Origin of the sequence: Cohnella baijiui (assembly GCF_020731285.1) — a bacterium.
Taxonomy (GTDB): domain Bacteria; phylum Bacillota; class Bacilli; order Paenibacillales; family Paenibacillaceae; genus Cohnella.
Map to the genome: position 1 here is coordinate 1 of NZ_JAJFOW010000295.1, position 252 is coordinate 252.

The following is a 252-nucleotide window of genomic DNA, read 5'->3' on the forward strand; positions in this document are numbered from 1 at the left end:
TCTGGAGGTTGCTATTTCCTCCCGCGTATTGTAGGGATTGGAAAGGCTTTGGAATTAGCCCTTACTGGAGAGAAGGTAAGCGCGGAAGAAGCATTGCGAATAGGTCTGGTCAGTCATGTATATCAAGCTGATTCATTTGAAGAACAGGTTATGGAGTATGCTCAGCGTCTGGCTTCTCTTCCGACTAAAGGAATCGGTTTAATTAAAAGGGTGATGTATCGAAGCTTGTATGCTACCTTGGAAGAAACACTT

The 252-nt window shown here is 44.0% G+C and carries 1 protein-coding gene; it reads left to right on the top strand.

Going from position 1 to position 252, the window contains the following annotated elements:
* Window positions 1-252, top strand: a 252-nt coding sequence (locus LKX83_RS32705) for an enoyl-CoA hydratase/isomerase family protein (protein ID WP_255655033.1), incomplete at both ends; no start/stop codon positions are given.